The sequence below is a fragment of the Grimontia indica genome (genome assembly GCF_000333895.2).
Classification (GTDB): Bacteria; Pseudomonadota; Gammaproteobacteria; order Enterobacterales; family Vibrionaceae; genus Enterovibrio; species Enterovibrio indicus.
Genome location: NZ_ANFM02000006.1, coordinates 43,134 through 61,694, shown reverse-complemented (window position 1 = coordinate 61,694; position 18,561 = coordinate 43,134). Strand labels below are relative to the sequence as shown.

General features: G+C 47.0%; 19 protein-coding genes. 10 read left to right on the top strand and 9 right to left on the bottom strand.

Features of this window, described 5'->3' with window-relative positions:
- Positions 1–4: 4 nt before the first annotated feature.
- Positions 5–1,639, bottom strand: coding sequence for an AAA family ATPase (locus D515_RS02600; RefSeq protein ID WP_192815487.1), 1,635 nt, complete (start codon positions 1,637–1,639; stop codon positions 5–7).
- A gap of 294 nt (positions 1,640–1,933) precedes the next feature.
- The gene (locus D515_RS02595; RefSeq protein ID WP_002535791.1) at positions 1,934–2,782 is read right to left on the bottom strand and encodes a sulfurtransferase; all 849 of its coding nucleotides are present in this window, start codon (positions 2,780–2,782) and stop codon (positions 1,934–1,936) included.
- A gap of 87 nt (positions 2,783–2,869) precedes the next feature.
- Here D515_RS02595 and D515_RS02590 point away from each other — a divergent pair, with 87 nt between their 5' ends.
- Complete coding sequence (locus tag D515_RS02590) at positions 2,870–3,772, top strand: lipid A-modifier LpxR family protein (RefSeq protein WP_039849538.1); 903 nt, start codon at positions 2,870–2,872, stop codon at positions 3,770–3,772.
- Positions 3,773–3,820: 48 nt separating this feature from the next.
- On the opposite strand, the gene D515_RS02585 is transcribed toward D515_RS02590, so the two are convergent.
- Complete coding sequence (locus D515_RS02585) at positions 3,821–4,342, bottom strand: NUDIX domain-containing protein (RefSeq protein WP_039849537.1); 522 nt, start codon at positions 4,340–4,342, stop codon at positions 3,821–3,823.
- Positions 4,343–4,845: 503 nt separating this feature from the next.
- Here D515_RS02585 and D515_RS02580 point away from each other — a divergent pair.
- The 4 genes from D515_RS02580 to D515_RS02565 all read left to right on the top strand — a co-directional run bounded on the left by D515_RS02580 (position 4,846) and on the right by D515_RS02565 (position 8,466).
- A complete protein-coding gene (locus tag D515_RS02580; RefSeq protein WP_002535784.1) occupies positions 4,846–6,000 on the top strand; it encodes an HD-GYP domain-containing protein in 1,155 nt (384 codons plus the stop codon).
- 104 nt (positions 6,001–6,104) lie between these two features.
- Positions 6,105–6,527 carry a DUF3010 family protein gene (locus tag D515_RS02575; RefSeq protein ID WP_002535782.1) on the top strand — a complete coding sequence of 141 codons (423 nt, stop codon included), beginning with the start codon at positions 6,105–6,107 and terminating at the stop codon, positions 6,525–6,527.
- A 160-nt stretch (positions 6,528–6,687) separates the two neighbouring features.
- Entirely contained in the window at positions 6,688–7,974 is a 1,287-nt protein-coding gene (locus D515_RS02570) for a DNA-3-methyladenine glycosylase 2 family protein (RefSeq protein WP_002535780.1), read from the top strand.
- Positions 7,975–7,983: 9 nt separating this feature from the next.
- The gene (locus D515_RS02565; protein ID WP_002535778.1) at positions 7,984–8,466 is read left to right on the top strand and encodes a methylated-DNA--[protein]-cysteine S-methyltransferase; all 483 of its coding nucleotides are present in this window, start codon (positions 7,984–7,986) and stop codon (positions 8,464–8,466) included.
- Position 8,467: 1 nt separating this feature from the next.
- Here the strand turns inward: D515_RS02565 and D515_RS02560 are convergent, their stop codons facing one another.
- Together D515_RS02560 and pdsO are read right to left on the bottom strand one after the other, a co-directional pair.
- Positions 8,468–8,917, bottom strand: coding sequence for a GNAT family N-acetyltransferase (locus tag D515_RS02560; protein WP_002535776.1), 450 nt, complete (start codon positions 8,915–8,917; stop codon positions 8,468–8,470).
- A 12-nt stretch (positions 8,918–8,929) separates the two neighbouring features.
- Positions 8,930–9,658, bottom strand: coding sequence for a sortase-associated OmpA-like protein PdsO (pdsO, locus tag D515_RS02555; protein ID WP_002535775.1), 729 nt, complete (start codon positions 9,656–9,658; stop codon positions 8,930–8,932).
- Between the two features lie 224 nt (positions 9,659–9,882).
- Between pdsO and pdsR the strand changes: the two genes are divergently transcribed.
- From pdsR to D515_RS02535, 4 genes are read left to right on the top strand one after another with little or no spacing between them, the layout of a single operon-like run.
- Positions 9,883–10,578: a proteobacterial dedicated sortase system response regulator gene (gene pdsR / locus D515_RS02550; protein ID WP_002535773.1), complete on the top strand. Its 696-nt coding sequence runs from the start codon at positions 9,883–9,885 to the stop codon at positions 10,576–10,578.
- Positions 10,575–12,776, top strand: coding sequence for a proteobacterial dedicated sortase system histidine kinase (gene pdsS, locus D515_RS02545; RefSeq protein WP_002535772.1), 2,202 nt, complete (start codon positions 10,575–10,577; stop codon positions 12,774–12,776). Before pdsR ends, pdsS begins: the two co-directional genes overlap by 4 nt.
- Positions 12,777–12,811: 35 nt before the next feature.
- On the top strand, positions 12,812–13,435 hold the full coding sequence (locus D515_RS02540; protein ID WP_002535771.1) for a glutathione S-transferase family protein: 624 nt from the start codon (positions 12,812–12,814) through the stop codon (positions 13,433–13,435).
- 14 nt (positions 13,436–13,449) lie between these two features.
- Entirely contained in the window at positions 13,450–14,118 is a 669-nt protein-coding gene (locus tag D515_RS02535) for a glutathione S-transferase family protein (protein WP_002535769.1), read from the top strand.
- Between the two features lie 47 nt (positions 14,119–14,165).
- Here the strand turns inward: D515_RS02535 and D515_RS02530 are convergent, their stop codons facing one another.
- Positions 14,166–14,513 carry a helix-turn-helix domain-containing protein gene (locus D515_RS02530; RefSeq protein ID WP_039849536.1) on the bottom strand — a complete coding sequence of 116 codons (348 nt, stop codon included), beginning with the start codon at positions 14,511–14,513 and terminating at the stop codon, positions 14,166–14,168.
- 181 nt (positions 14,514–14,694) lie between these two features.
- Here D515_RS02530 and D515_RS02525 point away from each other — a divergent pair, with 181 nt between their 5' ends.
- Entirely contained in the window at positions 14,695–14,901 is a 207-nt protein-coding gene (locus D515_RS02525) for a DUF3283 family protein (protein ID WP_002535765.1), read from the top strand.
- A gap of 38 nt (positions 14,902–14,939) precedes the next feature.
- Here the strand turns inward: D515_RS02525 and D515_RS02520 are convergent, their stop codons facing one another.
- The 3 genes from D515_RS02520 to D515_RS02510 form a co-directional block, all read right to left on the bottom strand.
- Positions 14,940–15,608 carry a methyltransferase domain-containing protein gene (locus D515_RS02520; protein ID WP_002535764.1) on the bottom strand — a complete coding sequence of 223 codons (669 nt, stop codon included), beginning with the start codon at positions 15,606–15,608 and terminating at the stop codon, positions 14,940–14,942.
- Positions 15,609–15,845: 237 nt separating this feature from the next.
- On the bottom strand, positions 15,846–17,459 hold the full coding sequence (locus D515_RS02515; RefSeq protein ID WP_039849535.1) for a sensor domain-containing diguanylate cyclase: 1,614 nt from the start codon (positions 17,457–17,459) through the stop codon (positions 15,846–15,848).
- Positions 17,460–17,662: 203 nt separating this feature from the next.
- Positions 17,663–18,328, bottom strand: a complete 666-nt coding sequence (locus D515_RS02510; protein WP_002535762.1) for a cupin domain-containing protein — start codon at positions 18,326–18,328, stop codon at positions 17,663–17,665.
- Positions 18,329–18,561: the final 233 nt, after the last annotated feature.

Below are 18,561 nucleotides of genomic sequence, written 5' to 3'. Positions count from 1 at the left end.
CTCCTTACTCAAAGTACTCGGTTAACATGCGCGTTCGGAACGCGCCTTTCTCAAATTTGGTGGTTTGACGCTGCAGCGTTTCTTCCGCATCGGTAATGCTGCTTGCCAAAAGTTCGAGTAATTCAGAGTTGGCAAAGTGATGAGGTAAAGCAGCGTTAATTTGTGTTCGGGCAACCCGAATTAAGTGTTTGGCCTCTTCAATTTTAGCAATAGAAGCTTCATTGCGCGTTTGCCACTCAGTAAAGGTATTTGGGTCATTGTCGTCGATACCAGCAATGGCAACAGGAACAGGACGGTTTGCAATGTCTTTGATCACGAGACGATGCTCGCCGTCGACATCAAACTTCAACATGCAGAGATTAGGGTTTTTGTTAACGTAACCGTAAACGTCACACGCACCATTTTTAATTTTCTTTTCAAATTCATTGGCGTCGACATACACCCATCGGCTGTCACCCTTCTCTTTTTCAGACACAGAAGGATTAGAATCCAGCATCACGAACTTCACCAGATTGTTCGCCATGTTGACTGAATAGCGGCGCGCACCAGCTAAATCAATCCGATTCTTTTCCTTTCGCATTGAAAGTTCGGTTTCTGCCGTGTGGCCGAGTACATCTTTGATTTCTTCTGCCAATTCCCGGCTGTCTTCATTCGCCTCGTCAGCAATCGCCAACGCTTCTTGCTGGTTAAAGCAAATCTCTTGAGCGAAACGGCGCATCACTTGCGTGACCACATTGCGTGATTCTGGGCTGTGCCATAAGCACTCCTGCAGGAGTAAAAGATCGACGGGATTGACGTCATGTCGGCCGTTAAAAAATGCACTCGCTTTAAGCAAACGTACCGCTTTTTTCCAACGACGATCAGAAATATACAGTTCTTCTGGTGGGAAGTTATTTCCTTCTTCTTCCGCTTCTCTCTCTAGAAGCATTTTCAGGGCGTATATTTTCTCGAACACATCATCAGACAGCGAAACATTGTCGATCTGACGCTGCCATTGTTCATATTCATGGGCTTTGATGGAAATATCACTGCCGATGGAAATCTCAGTCTCGCCGCTGTCACCCGTCAGCAGACGCTTGAAGTTACTCTTTTCCTGAATACGGTTGACGAAAATGCGTACCAGCATACGGTCATAAAGCGCGTCTAAGCCACTATCTGGCTCAGGCAGCTCATTCGACGCGGTCACCAAAAGGCGCATCGGAACCGGCAGTACTTCACTACCGTTGCGGAAAACGCGTTCGTTAACGACCGTCAATAAGGTGTTAAGAATCGCGGGGCCTGCTTTCCAGATCTCATCCAGAAACACCACGTCTGCGGTGGGCAGATAGCCTTCTGTTAAACGGACATACTTACCGTTATCTTTGAGCTCCTGAATTGAAAGAGGACCAAACACCTCTTCAGGCGTTGAAAAGCGGGTCATCAGGTACTCAAAAAACTGGCTGTCATCAAATGCTTCAATCAAGCGTTTTGCGATGTAGCTTTTCGCAATCCCCGGAGGCCCCAGTAAAAAAACACTTTCACCACTGAGTGCTGCAAGCAGACAAAGACGAATAGTGTTCTCCCTCTCGTAAACGCCATTTGAAAGGGCATGTACAAGTTTCTGAATGCGCTCTGGGAGTAAAACATTGTTTGTCGTCATAGCCATTTGATTCGTCACGTTGCTGCTCCATTTATACTAATCAACAACATGACTCCACTCTTATCATATTGTTAACACTTTGTAACCATTAATATCTGCTTACATCTTGTATACCATTTCAAGTTTGATCCCTTCTACCTTTCAATCTTAGTTTTCATTTTTGTTGCATGGAAATTACGCAATACATGTCGAGTTTTACACCGTTTCATTTACACGCTGACAACAACCAAGACTTTCTTTATCTCAGACATAAAAAAGCCCCCGCATTGGCGAGGGCCGTCATCAAACATTGAGCTAGTCTTTCACAACGGGTAACGCAGTATGACTGCCCCACTCACTCCAGGAGCCATCGTAAACCGTGACTTTCCTTCCTAACGCCCATTCCGCTGCGAGCGCAAAGGTACAAGCGGTGACCCCCGAACCACAGGAAGACACATTGGGCAAATCGTCAGAAAGGACGGGTAATAGCAGTTCAGCCAGAACCTCTTTTGACTTGAACTTACCGTTCTCCGTCAAAGAGGGAAAAGGTAAGTTCTTAGCACCAGGCATGTGCCCACTTCGCACACCGGGTCTAGGTTCAGCGACGCTGCCAGAAAAGCGGTCTGCCGGCCGGACATCAATCACATTAAGCGTTCCTGCTTCAATACCAGATAGCAACGCGTTGGCATCAATCACGCCTTCTCTATCAAGACTCGCCCGATATACTTCTGGCTCCGGTGATGTAGGCGCATCTTTGACGATCTCGCCGCCAATGACCTCCCAGGCTGGCATGCCACCATCAAGCAATGCGACATGCTCATGTCCCATCACTTTAAACATCCACCATACGCGCGGGGCTGAGAAGATACCTGCAGTGTCATAAACAACGATGTGATCATCATTACTGATACCTAGCGCTCCCACTGCATTTTCAAATTGTTCTTCTGAAGGCAGCATATGCGGGAGTGAAGAAGACTTATCATAAATCTCGCCATCAAAGTCGAAATACACCGCGTCGGGAATACGCTTCGTGAACCATTCCGATTTGGCGTTTCTGTCTGTACCTGGCATGAACCAACTGGCATCCACCAGCTTTAACTGTGGTGAATTCAGGTTATCTCTTAACCACTCCGCACTCACCAGCACTTCATTTCTCTGTAGCAAGTCACTCTCCTTATATCTCACCGTCGTAAGACCCTAACGAATGGTATAGCATGAGCCAAGTCGCTATTAAATATTAAAAAGGACAATATGTTGTCACGCAGATTATTTGGCGCTGCAATTTTTGCTTTTCCACTATTATGCGCCCCCGTACAAGCTGCTTCCGTGTCTTTTTCTCTCGATAATGATGGTGCTCTGGGAACAGACAGAGATTACACCAGTGGTCTTTTCCTGCGTTGGTCATCTGACCCGGGTGTAATCGGATACAGTCTGGAAATTGGTTCCCAGATGTGGACGCCGTCAGATATCGAGCTCACTACCCCGCAACCAAATGAGCGCCCCTATGCAGGATTGGTTTACGGTATGGGACGTGTCTACCACCAAACCGATTTTTACGCGGTAAAAGGGAGTTTAATGTTAGGTACCGTTGGGCCAGACTCTTATGCTGAAGAAGCTCAGTCCATTGTTCACGAAATTGTGGGCTCTCCAGATCCTAAAGGCTGGGCATACCAAATTGATAACGAATTCGTTTATCAGGCAGGTCTCGAAGCGCACCAACTTATCGCCAGAGGACAAATTGGCGAATTTAGCGTATTTGGCCGGGGCCAGGGAGGCAACTTTCAAAGCGAAGTGGCTATTGGCGGCACATACAGGATCGGATTTGATCTACCGAACACCTTTGGCTCTACATCTCTGTTGCCGGGTAACGCCGTTGATGTCGGACTTTTAAGCCATAGCGACAACGGTATGTTCTTCTTTACCTCGGTCGAAGCCCGATACCGTTTTGATGACATTACGATTGAAGGTGACAAGCCGCCCGAAAATGATGATGTCCACGTTGAGCACGTGCAGGCCGGCGTAACCGGTGGCGTGACCTGGTATTCACGGCATTGGGGAGCAGTGGCATCCGTCACCGCCCACTCAAAACAGTATGAAGAAGCATCGCGCAACCATAGCGCCTACGCCAACTTCACACTTTTCTATCGCTACTGATTAAAGCAGTTCGAAGACAAAGGGCAGGATTTCCTGCCCTTTTGCTTGTTATAACCCTAACTCTTTAACGACCATTTCTAGCAAGTAGGTTTCTCGCTCAATCGACAAACCTTGCTTATCGCTGTTTGCGATTGTTTCCTTGTTGTGGGCAATCGCTTCATGGATATTTACCCAAAGCGGTCGCATGCCATTTTTTACTTCGTAATCTTCCAGCGAAACGTCGCCAAGCTCATCGTCAATGTCACACCAAAAGCAATAAGACAACATATGAACCACATCAAAGTCCGATTTGTGCCAAGGGCGAAACTCCTCATAAGCACCAAACGCTCGAATGTTGCGAATGTTCTGAGCACCGGTTTCCTCGCTGAGTTCGCGAACTAGCCCCTCTACTTCGTTTTCGTGCTCATCAATCCCCCCGCCAGGAAGCGAATAGTCATGATATCGCTCGGTGAACAAAAGAAGGATCTCGTCCTCTTTCACTACGATTGCTCGGGCGGCGCGTCGATGAAAGACAGATTTCTCCTCAAGAGGAAGTACTTCGGGGTGGTAACTGGTTTTTAGAATATTCATAGATAGCAAGTGGACTCGCGGCGATTAGAACTTTTCGAAGAGACGCACTCTAACGGGAACAGATAATCAGAGCAAATAAATGGCTATCATCCAATTCATCAAGAGATGCGAGCCACATAAAGCTTTTTTGCTGCTGATAATCGAGTCATTTATTGCTTTTGACGACTGACTTCTTAAAATACGGCCAATCTTAAACATTGATTCTGGTTAGACCACTGAAACCTGCGTCGCAATGGGTAAAAGAAGCACGTTTCTAAACGTTAACTCTTTAATATTCAGTACGTTATGCCACCAGATAACGCTGACATTCAAGGTTGAAAGAAAGTCCGACATGCATACATGTAAATTATTACGACAATTGAGTCTCATTATTAAGCCTTAAACTCGTATTTTGTATATAGTTATATTCATCAATAACGCCTTTTTCCTGTCACTTTTTCAACACGGTGTCGGTTAAACCAGAGAGAAACGACCACGAATGATTTTTAACGGAGCAAACATCAATGCTGCAGAAAGTCACCATTGATAACGTTGAGATCGGCATGTACGTCGAGCAAATAGAATCTCAACTCGCCCGCACAAAGATGAAAAAGCCGGGTTTCATCCGACGACAGGAAACCATTGATAACCTGCGTGAAAAGGGGGTGCTTTTTGTTTATATCGACGCTGACCAAATCACTTCCGACGAAGACATTCAGTACCGCGAAACTAAAGTGGGTAAGCACTCGTCCGTTAAAGGCAATGACGAGTTCGGTGCCGCAAAAGAACTCGTAGATAAATCAAAGAAGCAACTGAGCAAGCTACTCAACGATGTCTATGAGAACAAACCCGTCGACATTGAACCCGTCAAGCAAGTCAGTTCCGATATCGTAGAAAACATTTTCGAGCGCCGAGACGCGGTGCTTTGGATCAGCGGCATACGTGAAAAAAGCGCCTACCTGCTGGAGCATTCAATGAATGTGGCATTCCATTTGGTGAACTTTGGCCGTTATCTGGAACTTGATCGTCAAACGCTGGAAGAGCTCGCTATTGGTGGGCTTGTACACGATATCGGCAAAATTCTGGTCCGTGATGAAGTCTTAAATAAGCCTGGCAAGCTTAGCGACGAAGAATTTCTTCACATGAAAGAGCACCAAACACTGTCACAGCCAGTTTTGGATAGCATGATTGATTTGCCGAAGCTCAGTAGAGACGTCAGCTTGATGCACCACGAAAAGATTGACGGTAACGGCTACCCGAATGGGCTCAAGGGCGATGAACTTACTTTGATTGGGCGCATGTCCTGTATTGTCGATATTTATGATGCCCTAACCGCAGAGCGCTGTTACAAGCCCGCGCTATCACCGTCAGAGGCATTCAAGATTATGATAGGTCTGACACCCTTCCATCTCGACCCAGATCTTCTCAAAAAATTCATCCGTTGCATTGGCTTCTACCCTATCGGATCAGTCGTCGAACTCAGTAACGGTCGCGTGGGATTGGTGTGTAAAGAAAATCCAGATGACTTGATGACCCCAACGGTGAAAATGTTCTATTCCGCGAAAACGGAATCCTTCCGTGAAGTCGAGTACATTGACCTCAAGAAGCGTCCCGATCTCAAAATTATACGCGGCCTGACCGAAGCAAAACTAAAAACGGATTTTGCCGAATTCCGTTGATCGTTCCATTCTTCGCCAATCGCACCACTTCTCTTTTTTATTTCATGACCTAGCCGACAGTTTTTCTTATACTTGTCGGCTCTTTTACTTGTGGAACTGAAACAATGCGTATTTGTGCTGTCGATTTAAAAAGCAACGAAGCAAACATTTGCCTGCTGGAATCTAATCAAGGTCTGTTTGATGTGCCTGATTGTCGCGCGCGAAAGTTCACGATCACTGATGCGGCAAGTGCCGAGCAGATCCGCAACTTCCAAAAGCAATTCGCCAAGCTGGTGGAAGACTACAAAATCGAAAAAATTGTTATCCGTGAACGTCCTACCAAAGGTAAGTTCGCGGGCAGCGCAGTAGGTTTCAAAATGGAAGCTGCACTGCAACTTCTGGAAGGCGTAGAAGCGGAGGTGTTCAGTTCTTCTGAAATGAAAGCATCACTGAAACGCAACCCTATTCAGGTTTCGCTGAAAGAAGTCGGTCTTAAGCAATTCCAGGAGCAAGCGTTCCTAACAGCTTGTTCTTACCTGAACAAATAATCCCTAAGGTCAACAGACCCTAAGAACTTCAAGGGCTGCAATCGCAGCCCTTTTTGTTTTTTGTTCAAACCTGATCGTCTATTCAGTTCCGTTTCTGGCTAATACCCTTCATTCATGATGATATGTTTATTGAAACTCACATCACGATTCAGATAGAGACATGACGGACAACACGACTTATCAACAAGCCAGACTTTCCCGCGACGCACGCTTTGATGGCTTGTTCTTTACCGCCGTAGTCTCAACCGGTATCTACTGCCGTCCTATCTGCCCTGCACCTTCGCCAAAAGAAGAAAACGTACGCTACTACGCTTCGGCAGTTGAAGCCGCAGCACAGGGCTTTCGACCTTGTCTTCGCTGTCGTCCAGACAGCGCACCCGGTTCACCAGCCTGGTTGGGCAAAGAAACGACATTTCGACGCGCATTGAGCCTGATACAAGAAGGCTACCTGCATGAACACAGTGTGCCTGAGCTTGCGGAAAGACTGGGCGTTAGCGATCGATACCTTCGCAAACTCTTTACTGCTTCGTTGGGCTGTTCGCCAAAGCAATATGCCCAATACCAACAGATCCTGTTTGCGAAAAAGCTCTTGCATGAAAGCCAGTGGTCAGTCGCTGATATTGCTTTTGCATCGGGGTTTAACAGCATTCGACGCTTCAACGACTGCTTTCAACAACAATTGTCGCTTTCACCCACTCAAGTGCGCCGTAAAGAGTTTAAAAGTCATGAAGCAATGACCCTCAGTATGAGTTTTCGTCCTCCCTACAACTGGGAGGCTTTTAAACGTTATATGGCACCGCGGATCGTTCCCGGCCTTGAATGGCTCGGCGAAAATAGTTACGGCCGACGTTTTACTGTTCAGGAACAACAAGGCCGTTTCACCGCCACACTAAAGAAAGATAAGAATATTTTTGAGGTGGAAATTGAACTTGAAGATCCCAAGCTGCTCTATCACGTGGTCAACCGCATTCGCCACCTGTTGGATTTGGACGCAAATCCAGAAGTGATTGATGAAGTGATGCGACATGTCGCACCATCGTGCGATGCAAAAGGGCTTCGTATTCCCGGATGCTGGAATATGGAAGAAGCAGGGCTGAGAGCCTATTTGGGTGAACATATAGACCCCATCAAAGACGCATCATTACTTGTCAAAGAGCCTTTCAATAAAGAAGACCACGAACAAGCACCTTTCATGGCGCATTGGTCGGCTATTTGTGAACGCTATAAACACGAACCGTGGCCAGAAGCATCACCAACCCCTTACTTAAACGACGAACAATATACCTATGTACGCCTGCGGGGGTTGAGTCTCCCTGATTTGGCGGGTTTTGAAATAATTAGCCAGAAGTCTGCACTTTCTGCGAAACCGTGGAGAAGCTATCTGGCATTGGCTTTCACAGACCATTTGGCTACAGGAAACGAGAAAGCCATCGCGGGCAACGAATAAGGATATTTCATGAAACAGTACCGATATGAATACGACTCGCCACTTGGCACCATTACCCTTACCGCTTCAGATAAAGGGCTGACCTCCCTTTCACTGCCAGAATATAAATACGATATTCCAGTCTCTGATGAAGAAGTCTTCGCACGTGAACCTTTCGAAGCTGCTCTTTCACAGCTGGAAAAATACTTTGCCGGGGAAGCCGTCAAATTTAATGTACCCTTGGATCTATTGGGTACTGCCTTTCAATGCGAAGTATGGGAGGCATTACAATCCATTCCTGCGGGAGAAACCCGAAGCTATGGCGAACTGGCTCAAGACGTTGGCAGACCCAAAGCCTCCCGCGCTGTCGGTGCTGCAAATGGTCAGAACCCTGTAGCGATTATTGTTCCCTGTCATCGCGTCATTGGAAAGAATGGAAAGCTAACAGGATACGCAGGAGGACTGAATGCCAAGGCCTGGCTGCTAAAGCATGAACAGGCCATGGCGAAGTAGCTTAACTCGCTGCCACCAGCACACGTTGAGCCAGCAATTTGATAAACCGAAGGGGCGTAATGCGGTAACCCAAGTGAAGATAAAACCCATGCGCCTCCTCACGGCTGATATGACTGGTTACTTCAATGCGATGGCAATTTTGTTTCTTAAGATATGTCTCAGCATGTTCGAGTAACTGCTTGCCAATGCTCATATCTCGAAAGTTTTCATCAATCACCATGGATGAAATTCTTCCCCAAGGCATATCATCGTGAACCACATCAACGGTATGCACGGCGATAAAACCCACTACCATGTCGCATAGCTCAGCCACAAACAATGCATCCCGCGGCTGGGTCATGATCTTTTCTAAGCGATGCTCGGTGCCTTCGAGTTCAGAAGGGTAGCCAAGGGTATGGCAGAGCGCATTAATGCGCTCTGCATCTTCCAATGTTGCCGGACGAATAATCATCTCCAGCTCCTTTTACTGGTTGTTTGCAGTAGGCATTGCATCTGACACAGAACGCAGGCTCACGCGGCGGTCAAAGAAGTAGCCTTCGCGGTCACCTTCTTTTTCCAATGCCAGTTGATGACCAAATGCGGTTTGAGCCAACTGCGAAGGTGCAACACCCTGCTCAACCAAGTAGTCATAGACAGCCTGAACACGCTGCTGAGAGAGTTTCAGGTTGTACTCTTCATCACCACGTACGTCGGCATGCCCTTCCAAATCCCACTGCACATCAGGTTGTTGGCGCATCAAAGCCGCCACTTCATCGAGCTGTAACCGGAAATGTGGCTCAATTTCTGATGAATTAGTGCGGAATTGAATATCCATTGCCAATTCCATCGCGATTTCTTTCTCGTTCATTTCGGCTTTGAGTTTCGCCAGTTCGATTTCGTTTTCCGCATATAGGGAGCGATAAGTTTCCAATTGCGCGTTTTGTTCGCTGATATCAGCAATCACATTCGCCTGCTGTTCGTTTTGCTCATCGATACTAACCACTTGCCCTATTAAACCGCCCACAACAGCACCAGCGATTGCTCCAACAGGACCACCAATCACCGCCCCCAGCGCAGCACCGCCACCAAAGCCAATCATTTCGGTTGTTTGGTCACGCTCTGTGTGTAGCGTTTGGTCTGCCGCATACGCCGTAGAGACTGTCATAGGGATAACCAGAGAGATTGCAGCCAGAGTTTTATTCATCTTGTTCATTGTTATTTCCTCATCCATTTCAGGTTTTGAAGGGAGAACCCGTTCGTCGTTTCGATGAGGTCATTAAAACAAGGCAAAATGGCACTGGCTGGGAACAAAAAAGGCAATGCTCGGGGCAATTGTGGCAAAAAAATGGCTTTTGCCCTGAATCGGCTTGATCCCCTTTTTCAACGCACGAATTACGGTATAGTCAAACCATCTACTGTTTGATTACCTGAATAAAAATGAAACGTATCGCTATTGTTGAAGACGAACCAGCCATTCGAGAGAACTACGCAGATGTACTGCGTAAACAAGGTTATTCGGTCTCTACCTATGCCAACCGCCCTGACGCTGAAGAAGGCTTTAAGCAACGCCTGCCCGACTTAGCCATTATCGATATCGGTTTAGCAGAGGAAATTGATGGAGGTTTTCAGCTTTGTCAGTCGCTACGAGCCATGTCCGCCACCCTTCCGATCATTTTCCTTACCGCAAGGGACAGCGATATAGACACGGTTGTCGGCTTGCGAATGGGTGCTGATGACTATCTAACAAAAGACATTAGTCTTCCTCACCTGATGGCACGCATTGCCGCTCTTTTCCGTCGCAGCGAACTGTTGAGTCTCGCTTCGACCCAAACAGAGTCCTTGCTAGAACGCGATAACCTCACGCTGGATCTCAACCGCATGCAGGTTAAGTGGAAAGATCAAACGGTGGATCTGACCGTGACGGAGTTCTGGATGGTTCATGCGCTAGCGAAGCGACCAGGCCACGTGAGAAGTCGTCAGGATTTAATGCAGGAAGCGCATGTGGTCGTCGATGACAGCACCATTACCTCTCACATTAAGCGCATCCGCAAGAAATTCATCGCGCTGGATAACACGTTTGACCATATCGACACTGTGTATGGTATGGGTTATCGCTGGGACAGCACAAAATGAAGTTCATCACCGAAAAGGTGTGGCGCTGGGTGTCAGGCATCCGCACAAAAGTGGTGCTGTTAAGCGGCCTGTTACTCCTGCTGCCCTTTATTGGTTACAACTACGTGTGGGAGCTGGAAAATGTGCTCAGGCAAGGTCAGGAACAAACCCTGATGGGATCTGCCCGCGCCTTTTCAATGGCACTGAATCAACAGCCTAAACTGTTCGAACGCCAACAAAACACCAAGCCACGGCTAGAAGAAGGCAAAGACCTCTATGCCCTTGCATTAAAATCTCCCATCGATATCGATGGAGCAACCTTAGATTGGGATCGCTACCAGACGCATCGCGTGAACTATGCAGACGCGCATGTCATTTTCAGCCGAACACCTTATCAAAGGAACGAACTGAACTTTGATTTGATCATGGCCAGCGATGGAGACGACCTCTACGCCCTGATAGATATCGTCGATAAAACCCCGATACTCAGACGCGAGAACACTGCCAGAATTGACCGCAACGACCATCTGGTGGTCACCTTAACTACGCAGCAAGGAGAGCTGAAACGTTACGCGGTCACTGCCAAACAAAGCGGCAAAGCAGATATCTACCTAATTGAAAACACGATTGATGATACGGAGCATACTTTTCCATCGGAAGCCATCAATGGCTGGTGGCAGGAAACCGCACAAGGGCATGTTATCGAGCTGGCCATCCCTGATTGGTTAGTCGGCGAAAAATTGAGTTTCGCCTACTACGACGTGACCAATCGTTACAATCGCGATATTGAAACCATACTCGCTACGTCAAACCCAAGAAGCGCCGAAACCCTCGGCACTCTGCTAGTCCCCTCCCCAGATATCGAGCGCGTATTAATGCGAATGAACGATGGAAGCTCGAGAGTTTGGGTGGTTGATCAACACGGCCGGGTACTCGCGAAATCAGGCGATCTGCAATCTGCCAATGGTGTATGGGAAACCACCATCAAGTATCAGGAAGCACCAAGTGGATTGATGGGCTGGATTCAAAACAACATTCTCAATCCTTTCTACTACCGATTGCTTGAGCGACCACCCGAAAAGATCATTGATGCAATGCACAATGCCGCTGTCTTCCGTGGCGTTGAAGTACAGCAGGCATTGATTGGTCGCCCTTACGCAAATTGGCGCCTGACACCCGATGAAAGCACCACCATTCTTTCCGCGGCTTACCCTGTAAAAGTTGGTGATACCGTCGTCGGAGCTGTCGTCGTGGAAGAAACCACCAAAGGCATTAAAACCCTGCGTAACAAAGCACTGGAGCAACTTTTTAATGTCTTGCTGGCGGTTATTTGTACTGGCGTGGTTGTACTTCTGCTTTTTGGTTCTCACATTTCTCGACGTGTCAGGAAACTGCGTGATGACGCAGAGAGCGCCATCGACTCGCAAGGACGTGTTCTGCATCAGTTGGAACCCGCGACCAGCAAAGATGAAATCGGCGACTTATCCCGTACTCTATCCACCATGGTCACGCGTCTTTCTGACTACAATGCTTATCTCGAGAAGATGTCGTCCAGTTTGTCACACGAGCTAAGAACCCCCGTCGCGGTTGTGCGGTCTTCCCTGGAAAACCTCGCGTTTGTGACTAAAGAAGAGGACCAGCTTCGCTATATCGAACGCGCTCAGGAAGGTGTATCCCGCTTGGCGACGATTCTCTCAAGCATGACGGAAGCGACCCGGTTGGAGCAGAGCTTTGAACATGCCGAGCGCACAGAATTTCCGCTCGACAAAGTGGTATCCGGTTGCGTCCAGGGCTACGAGTATGCCTACCCTGGCCAAGGCTTTACTCTGCACATCAAAAATGGCAACTACCAGATGTCCGGCGTACCAGAATACATCGCACAGCTTTTGGATAAGCTGGTTGCCAACGCGGTTGAGTTCCACCAACAAGACACCAATGTCGAAATATACATGCTGATTCACGACAATATGGCTCGCATCACAGTCTCTAACATTGGACCTCAATTGCCTGAAAATATGGGAAATCAGTTACTCGGTTCCATGGTCTCTGTTCGGGAGGAAAAGCATAAATCAGACAAACCACACCTTGGTTTGGGCTTGTATGTAGCCAGATTGGTGGCGGAGTTCCATCAAGGACGGCTCTCTATAACCAATCGACCAGATGGCAAAGGCGTGAACGTTACGGTTTGGCTGCCACTCGCATCTACCCAAACGAGCTGAGTATACAATTAGGGAAAACAACAGAAGGAATATCCATGAAACTACATGAGTTTGCACCAGCACCTAACGCACGGCGCGTTAGACTTTTTCTTGCTGAAAAGAAAATAGATATTCCTTCAGTGCATGTCGATATTCGTGGCGGCGAAAACCTAACAGACAAATTCAAAGCAATGAGTCCAAACGGACGCATCCCCTTCTTAGAGTTAGATGATGGCACAACGATCTGTGAGTCCATTGCGATATGCCGTTATTTGGATGCCGCTTTTCCAACTGACCACAGTTTGTTCGGCTCTACGCCAGCAGAGATAGGCAAAGTGGAAATGTGGAACCGAATTGTCGAACTTCAAGGTCTCTTTACTGCTTTCCAAGCATTTAGAAATCTTACTGGCATATACAGTGACCGTGAGCGCTGTGTTGAAGCCTGGGGTGAAGAAAGTAAATTAAGAAACATCGAATTTTTGCCAGTACTGGAAGAGAGACTTTCGCAGTCAACCTATCTGGCCGGGGAGCATTTTTCCGTGGCGGACATTTCCGCTTATATCATGGTAGATTTTATAAAGCACATTGATATTCACATCGATGACAGCATGCCCTCTATTCAGCGTTGGTATAAGCAAGTCAGTCAACGAGAAGCGTTCATCGAAGCCAACTCGAAATAACAAGGATTGAAAATATGATTGAGCTCTACACTGCAGGAACGCCGAATGGCTACAAAATATCGATTGCCCTTGAAGAAATGGGGCTTCCTTACGAGTACCACGCGCTTGATTTGATGGCCGCAGATCAGAAGAAACCTGAATATCTGGCGATCAACCCCAACGGCCGTATTCCAGCGATTGTCGATAAAGACAATGATGACTTCGCAGTTTTCGAATCAGGTGCAATTCTTATTTATCTCGCAGAGAAAACGGGAAAATTCCTTCCTACCGATCCAAAGAAGAAAAGCCAAGTGCTGCAATGGTTGATGTTCCAAATGGGTGGTGTTGGGCCAATGATGGGTCAGGCTAATGTATTCTATCGTTACTTCCCTGAGAAAATTCCAGCTGCGATCGAGCGCTACCAAAACGAAGGGCGTCGCCTGTTCGAGGTCATGAATGGTCAATTGGCTAACAATCGTTATCTGGCTGGTGATGAATACACAATTGCAGATATCTCGACCTGGCCATGGGTTCGCATTCATGAATGGAGTGGCGTCGATATCTCCGGTCTTGAGCACTTGCAACGCTGGGTAGATGAGTTGGCACAAAGACCGGCTTGCCAGAAAGGTTTACTGGTTCCTCCTCCGTCTAATCTGTCAGACGAAGAGAAGGCAAAACAAATCTCTAAGATGGTAACGAAGTAAAATCTCTCATCTCCAGAAACACTAAAGCCGTCCCGAAGGACGGCTTTTTAAATTTCTTTCACGTATTCGATAAACACTTGGTCGCCTGAATATTCGACCTTGGCAATGGTGCCATCAACGGTTAAAGAGGTTCTTACCACGATGGCTCCGTTATTCATGATGTTTTTGTTGTCTTTTAGACTGGGTAGTGAGCTACCGGGATCCAACCCCATCTCTTTACAGAAACGGAAAACGAAGTTTCGATCCATTGGAACATCACCGCGCATGGTCTTTGAGAAGTCCAACTGACTCACCCCAAGGCGTTTGGCCATCTCAATTTGGGTGATTCGTAATTTCGCTTTGTAAGACATCCACGCGTCATAAAGTGTCTGCCTGTCATGATAGGTAAATTCCATAAATCCCCGCTTGTTACCTACCTCTCCATAGACAAAATCATAACGGTGAAGCGCTTTCTCAATGTCAGCGAGGCGTAAGTGCGGCGTAAACACTTGTCGAAACTGGTGCTCTTCGCTATGTTATCGCCCTGCCTGATCGTTCATTTTATTCTGGGCACATTATGACAAAGAGAGAGTTACTATGAGCCACAACCTTGCATTGCTGCCACCTGATGAAAAACAAAAAATTGAACTTGATAAGCAAGCAGCTTATTCGGTGTGGCAGGTGAAAAATGCGCTGGCTGAGAGAAGCGTTCTTGCACAACAGGCAAGAGACATTTCAGATGAAAATGAACGTGCGCATTTTGTAGATTGCGTAGATAAGTATTCAAAAATAATGGGGCTCTAAAGCCCCATTTTTCCATACCGACTTAGGAAAAGTCTTGTTTACCGTTTTGTCAGCAAAGCCACGTACTTATTGCTGTCATCACAGTAAACGATGCGACAGTTAAAATTGTGACTGTCTGCCACTCTTCGGAGTGTAGACATGCCGATATCAAACCACGGCACTTCCTCACTCACTCTCCCGTCAAATTCAAACGTCAAATGACGTGTGCGATAGCCTTCGTAACGAAGGTTTTCTGAGCTTAAAATCAATCTGCCGCCCGGATACAAATTACGGTGCGCCAGATTCAGAAAGTGAAAGAAATTTCGAATATTTCCCAGTTGGCCAATCACACCGCGAAGTGCCAGCCAACTAAAGGTGCGGTCAAACATTGGGTGTTGATCGAACAGATGACCGCATACCACTGATGGCACACCTCGCTGGTGCATGATCGCGCAGGCGATTGGTGAACTGTCTATCGAGGTAACCTTAATGCCTTTAGCTGTCAGGTAGAGAGAGTGCTCCCCACTGCCAGCGCCCACGTTTAACACACTTCGTCGGCAATAAGACAACGCAATTCTGTCGGTGGCGACATCTTCCGGACGGCGAAAGAAATCTGATGTTGGGATAACGGATGTACCATTGTTTTCCCTCACAATCAGTTTTCCTGATTTATTGCCGTTGTAATAGCTGGCAAGCGCGGTACCAAATACCTCAACAACACTCTGCATGACCATTCCCTCTGTTATTCAACAAAGAGAATACTCGGAAGCGTTACACTCAACTGTCTCATTTTCGAAACAGATAATAGGTATCAGAAAAAAGTCTTAGAAGACTGAGATTCTAGCTACCATCAATGGTGTCAGAAGCAGAAAATCAACGAGTTAGCGAGGAATGATAAATGGCGGTGAGTCAGTAACGTTCAGATTATCTTGGTAAAACATAGAATAGCTGCGAAGTGGTCATTTCTAATGCTTTCGACTGAGGCGCATTTTCTTTCGCGATCGTTTGTGCTGATACATGGTTTTGTCTGCCTCGCTAAGCCATTGTTCTGCTGATACAACTTTCTCTGAAAGCTCAATCGCACCAAGACTTATCGACACATTGACACCTTCCGGAAGACCATCACTCTCAATGTCACATTTCAGGCGTTCAAGAATGTGTGGGATCTCTGCCGTGGCGGTGTGTCTGAGCAGTACAACGAATTCATCACCACCAATTCGACCAGCGACATCGGAGTCACGGATATTTGAGGTCAAATGTCCGGCTATCGCTTTCAAGACTTTGTCGCCTACGTCGTGCCCGTAAGAATCGTTGATGTTCTTAAAACCATCTGCATCGATATATACCAGCACAGATGGATCGCTGGTCATATCGAACTCCTGATAAGCTTCCTGTATGTCCGTCATGATGGCATGACGTGACTTAATACCGGTCAGCGAATCGTATTCCACCATTTCCCGCAGCTTTTTCGCCATCACAACCACGGTATCCCTTTGGTCAATCTCTGCGGTGATATCAGTCAGTGTGCCTACGCGATAAATCAGTTCACCGTTTCCATCAAAAACACAGTTGCCGCTGTCCCGGATGTGTTTCACTCTGCCGTCATCAAACAACAGTCGATAGTTAATATTCCAAGAGTCGGTTGATGAGGAAAAACGTGTTCTCTCTGCCATCTCTCTTTCAGAAGGATGGATCTTGTTTAAGAAGGCGCGAGGATCGTGATAAAGAACTTCGACTTTCTCTTCCCAGATAGTGTCGTAGCATTTGTTGACGTAAAACAGGCGCTCAGGATCCGCAGCAGAAATCCACACCACGGAACTGACATTCTCAGCGATCGCACGAAACCGTCGCTCTGATGTGGTAATAGCTTCCTGCAATTGCTTTTCTTCATGGATATCCAACACGGCAATCAGAAACTGCTGTTGATTGGTGTACTTGCAGGTAATCGAAGAAACAAAAGCACGCACCCAGATTTGATGCCCATTTTTGTGAATATAACGTTTGTCGACTCTGTACTGGTTGCCCGAACGCAACGTAAGGTTTTCGCGCAGCGGCTTTTCGCTGTTTGCATCAGAATGGTAAGTAAGATCAAACTCAGTCAGTGGCTGAATCTCTTCATCCCCATAACCCAACATGGCCAAATATGCTGGATTCACACTGATAAAACGACCTTCAGTATCCACACGTGCCATGCCCATAGGTAACCGTTCCTGAAGGGCTTCATTCAATTCATCATCAGGATAGTAAAGGGTTAGTGCCACAATGTAGATGTTGCAGGGAACCGTATTGAGTAGGTTCACTTTGAGGATGTAAGTATCTTTGCTTCTTGTCAGGCGGACAACTTTGGTAAATGGCTCATGCTGCACCGCCTGGGAAACGACCTGAAAGTAACGGATAACTTCATTCCACGTAGCCGAGCTGAGATAACCGTCGATGTTGGCTTCATCTGGCATAATCTGGAACAGTTGCTGACACTCACGGTTACTCTGAATGATCTCGCCGAGGTCATTGATAATTACCATGGGTACAGGTGCCAGTTCAAAAAACTGCATCTGGAAGGGGCTGTCTGTCTGAAACATCCGAGTCTGTCATGTCCTGTTGCCACTGAGGCACTTTCAAGAAAAAGGCTCATAAGTTTGAGCCCTGCACTCAACCAACATACTAGCGATAAACCACGAAGACATTTGTCTCAGATTTACGTCCATGAAGATAAAACATGCAATGATATCAATCGTCGTTGGTTAATCTGTACATTCTTCTGTGTTCAACCAGCCATCTATTTTCAACTGACACCAGGATAAGGAAGATGTCCTACCTTTACCCATAGTAAAGTGTCTTCCTCTGCGTATGGGTTGTATTCGAACATATGCGGATTACGTATCCAGGTTCCCTGCCCATATCTGCCAAATTCGTCTCGATACTCCCCTTCGAGTACATATACTTCTTCACCGCAGAAATGGGAAATATTGAAAAAGTGCTGTCCCGCTGGCCATCGAATCATGGCAACCTGCTCGCCATTGAATTCATGTAGTGGAAGCATCAACAAGCGCCCCTGACCTTCTATCCAATCTTCTTCCGAACGCGTATTGATTCGTACCTGATTGCGATCGTTAGCTGAAAACTGATGAAGTTTAACCAGTAAGGTGCATCCAACTTCGCTATAGGGCGCATGGGAAGAGCCGGGGGGATTCCGAATATAGGTACCTGCCGGATAGTCCCCTGTTTCATCAGAAAAGATGCCTTCAAGGACAAGAATTTCTTCTCCTAAAGGGTGTTCGTGACGGGAAAAGGAAGACTTGGGTGCGTATTTCACAATACTGGTGGCATGCCCACGTTCGGCTCCCTCTTTGGCAAGAGGCTTGCGAAACACACCATCCGAAGGCGATGGCTGCCAGTCCATATCGGTGGTGTCTATGATCACCCGCTGATCAAACTGCATATTCAGCATAAAACAGTCCTCAAACAGGGAAACAACCTACACGACCTACCCCAGATTGTTTAAATGTCTGGAATCAGTCATGCACATCTTTACCCAAGCTACATCAATGATGGAGCGTGGGTTACAGAGTTAACGCCCAGTTTCGGCTTGCTGTTTCAACAATATAGCAGTGCGAATCCGACAGCCTCGTCCCAAACCTTGGAACAGCGTCTATTGATTTAGCAAATACGTAAGTAAATATT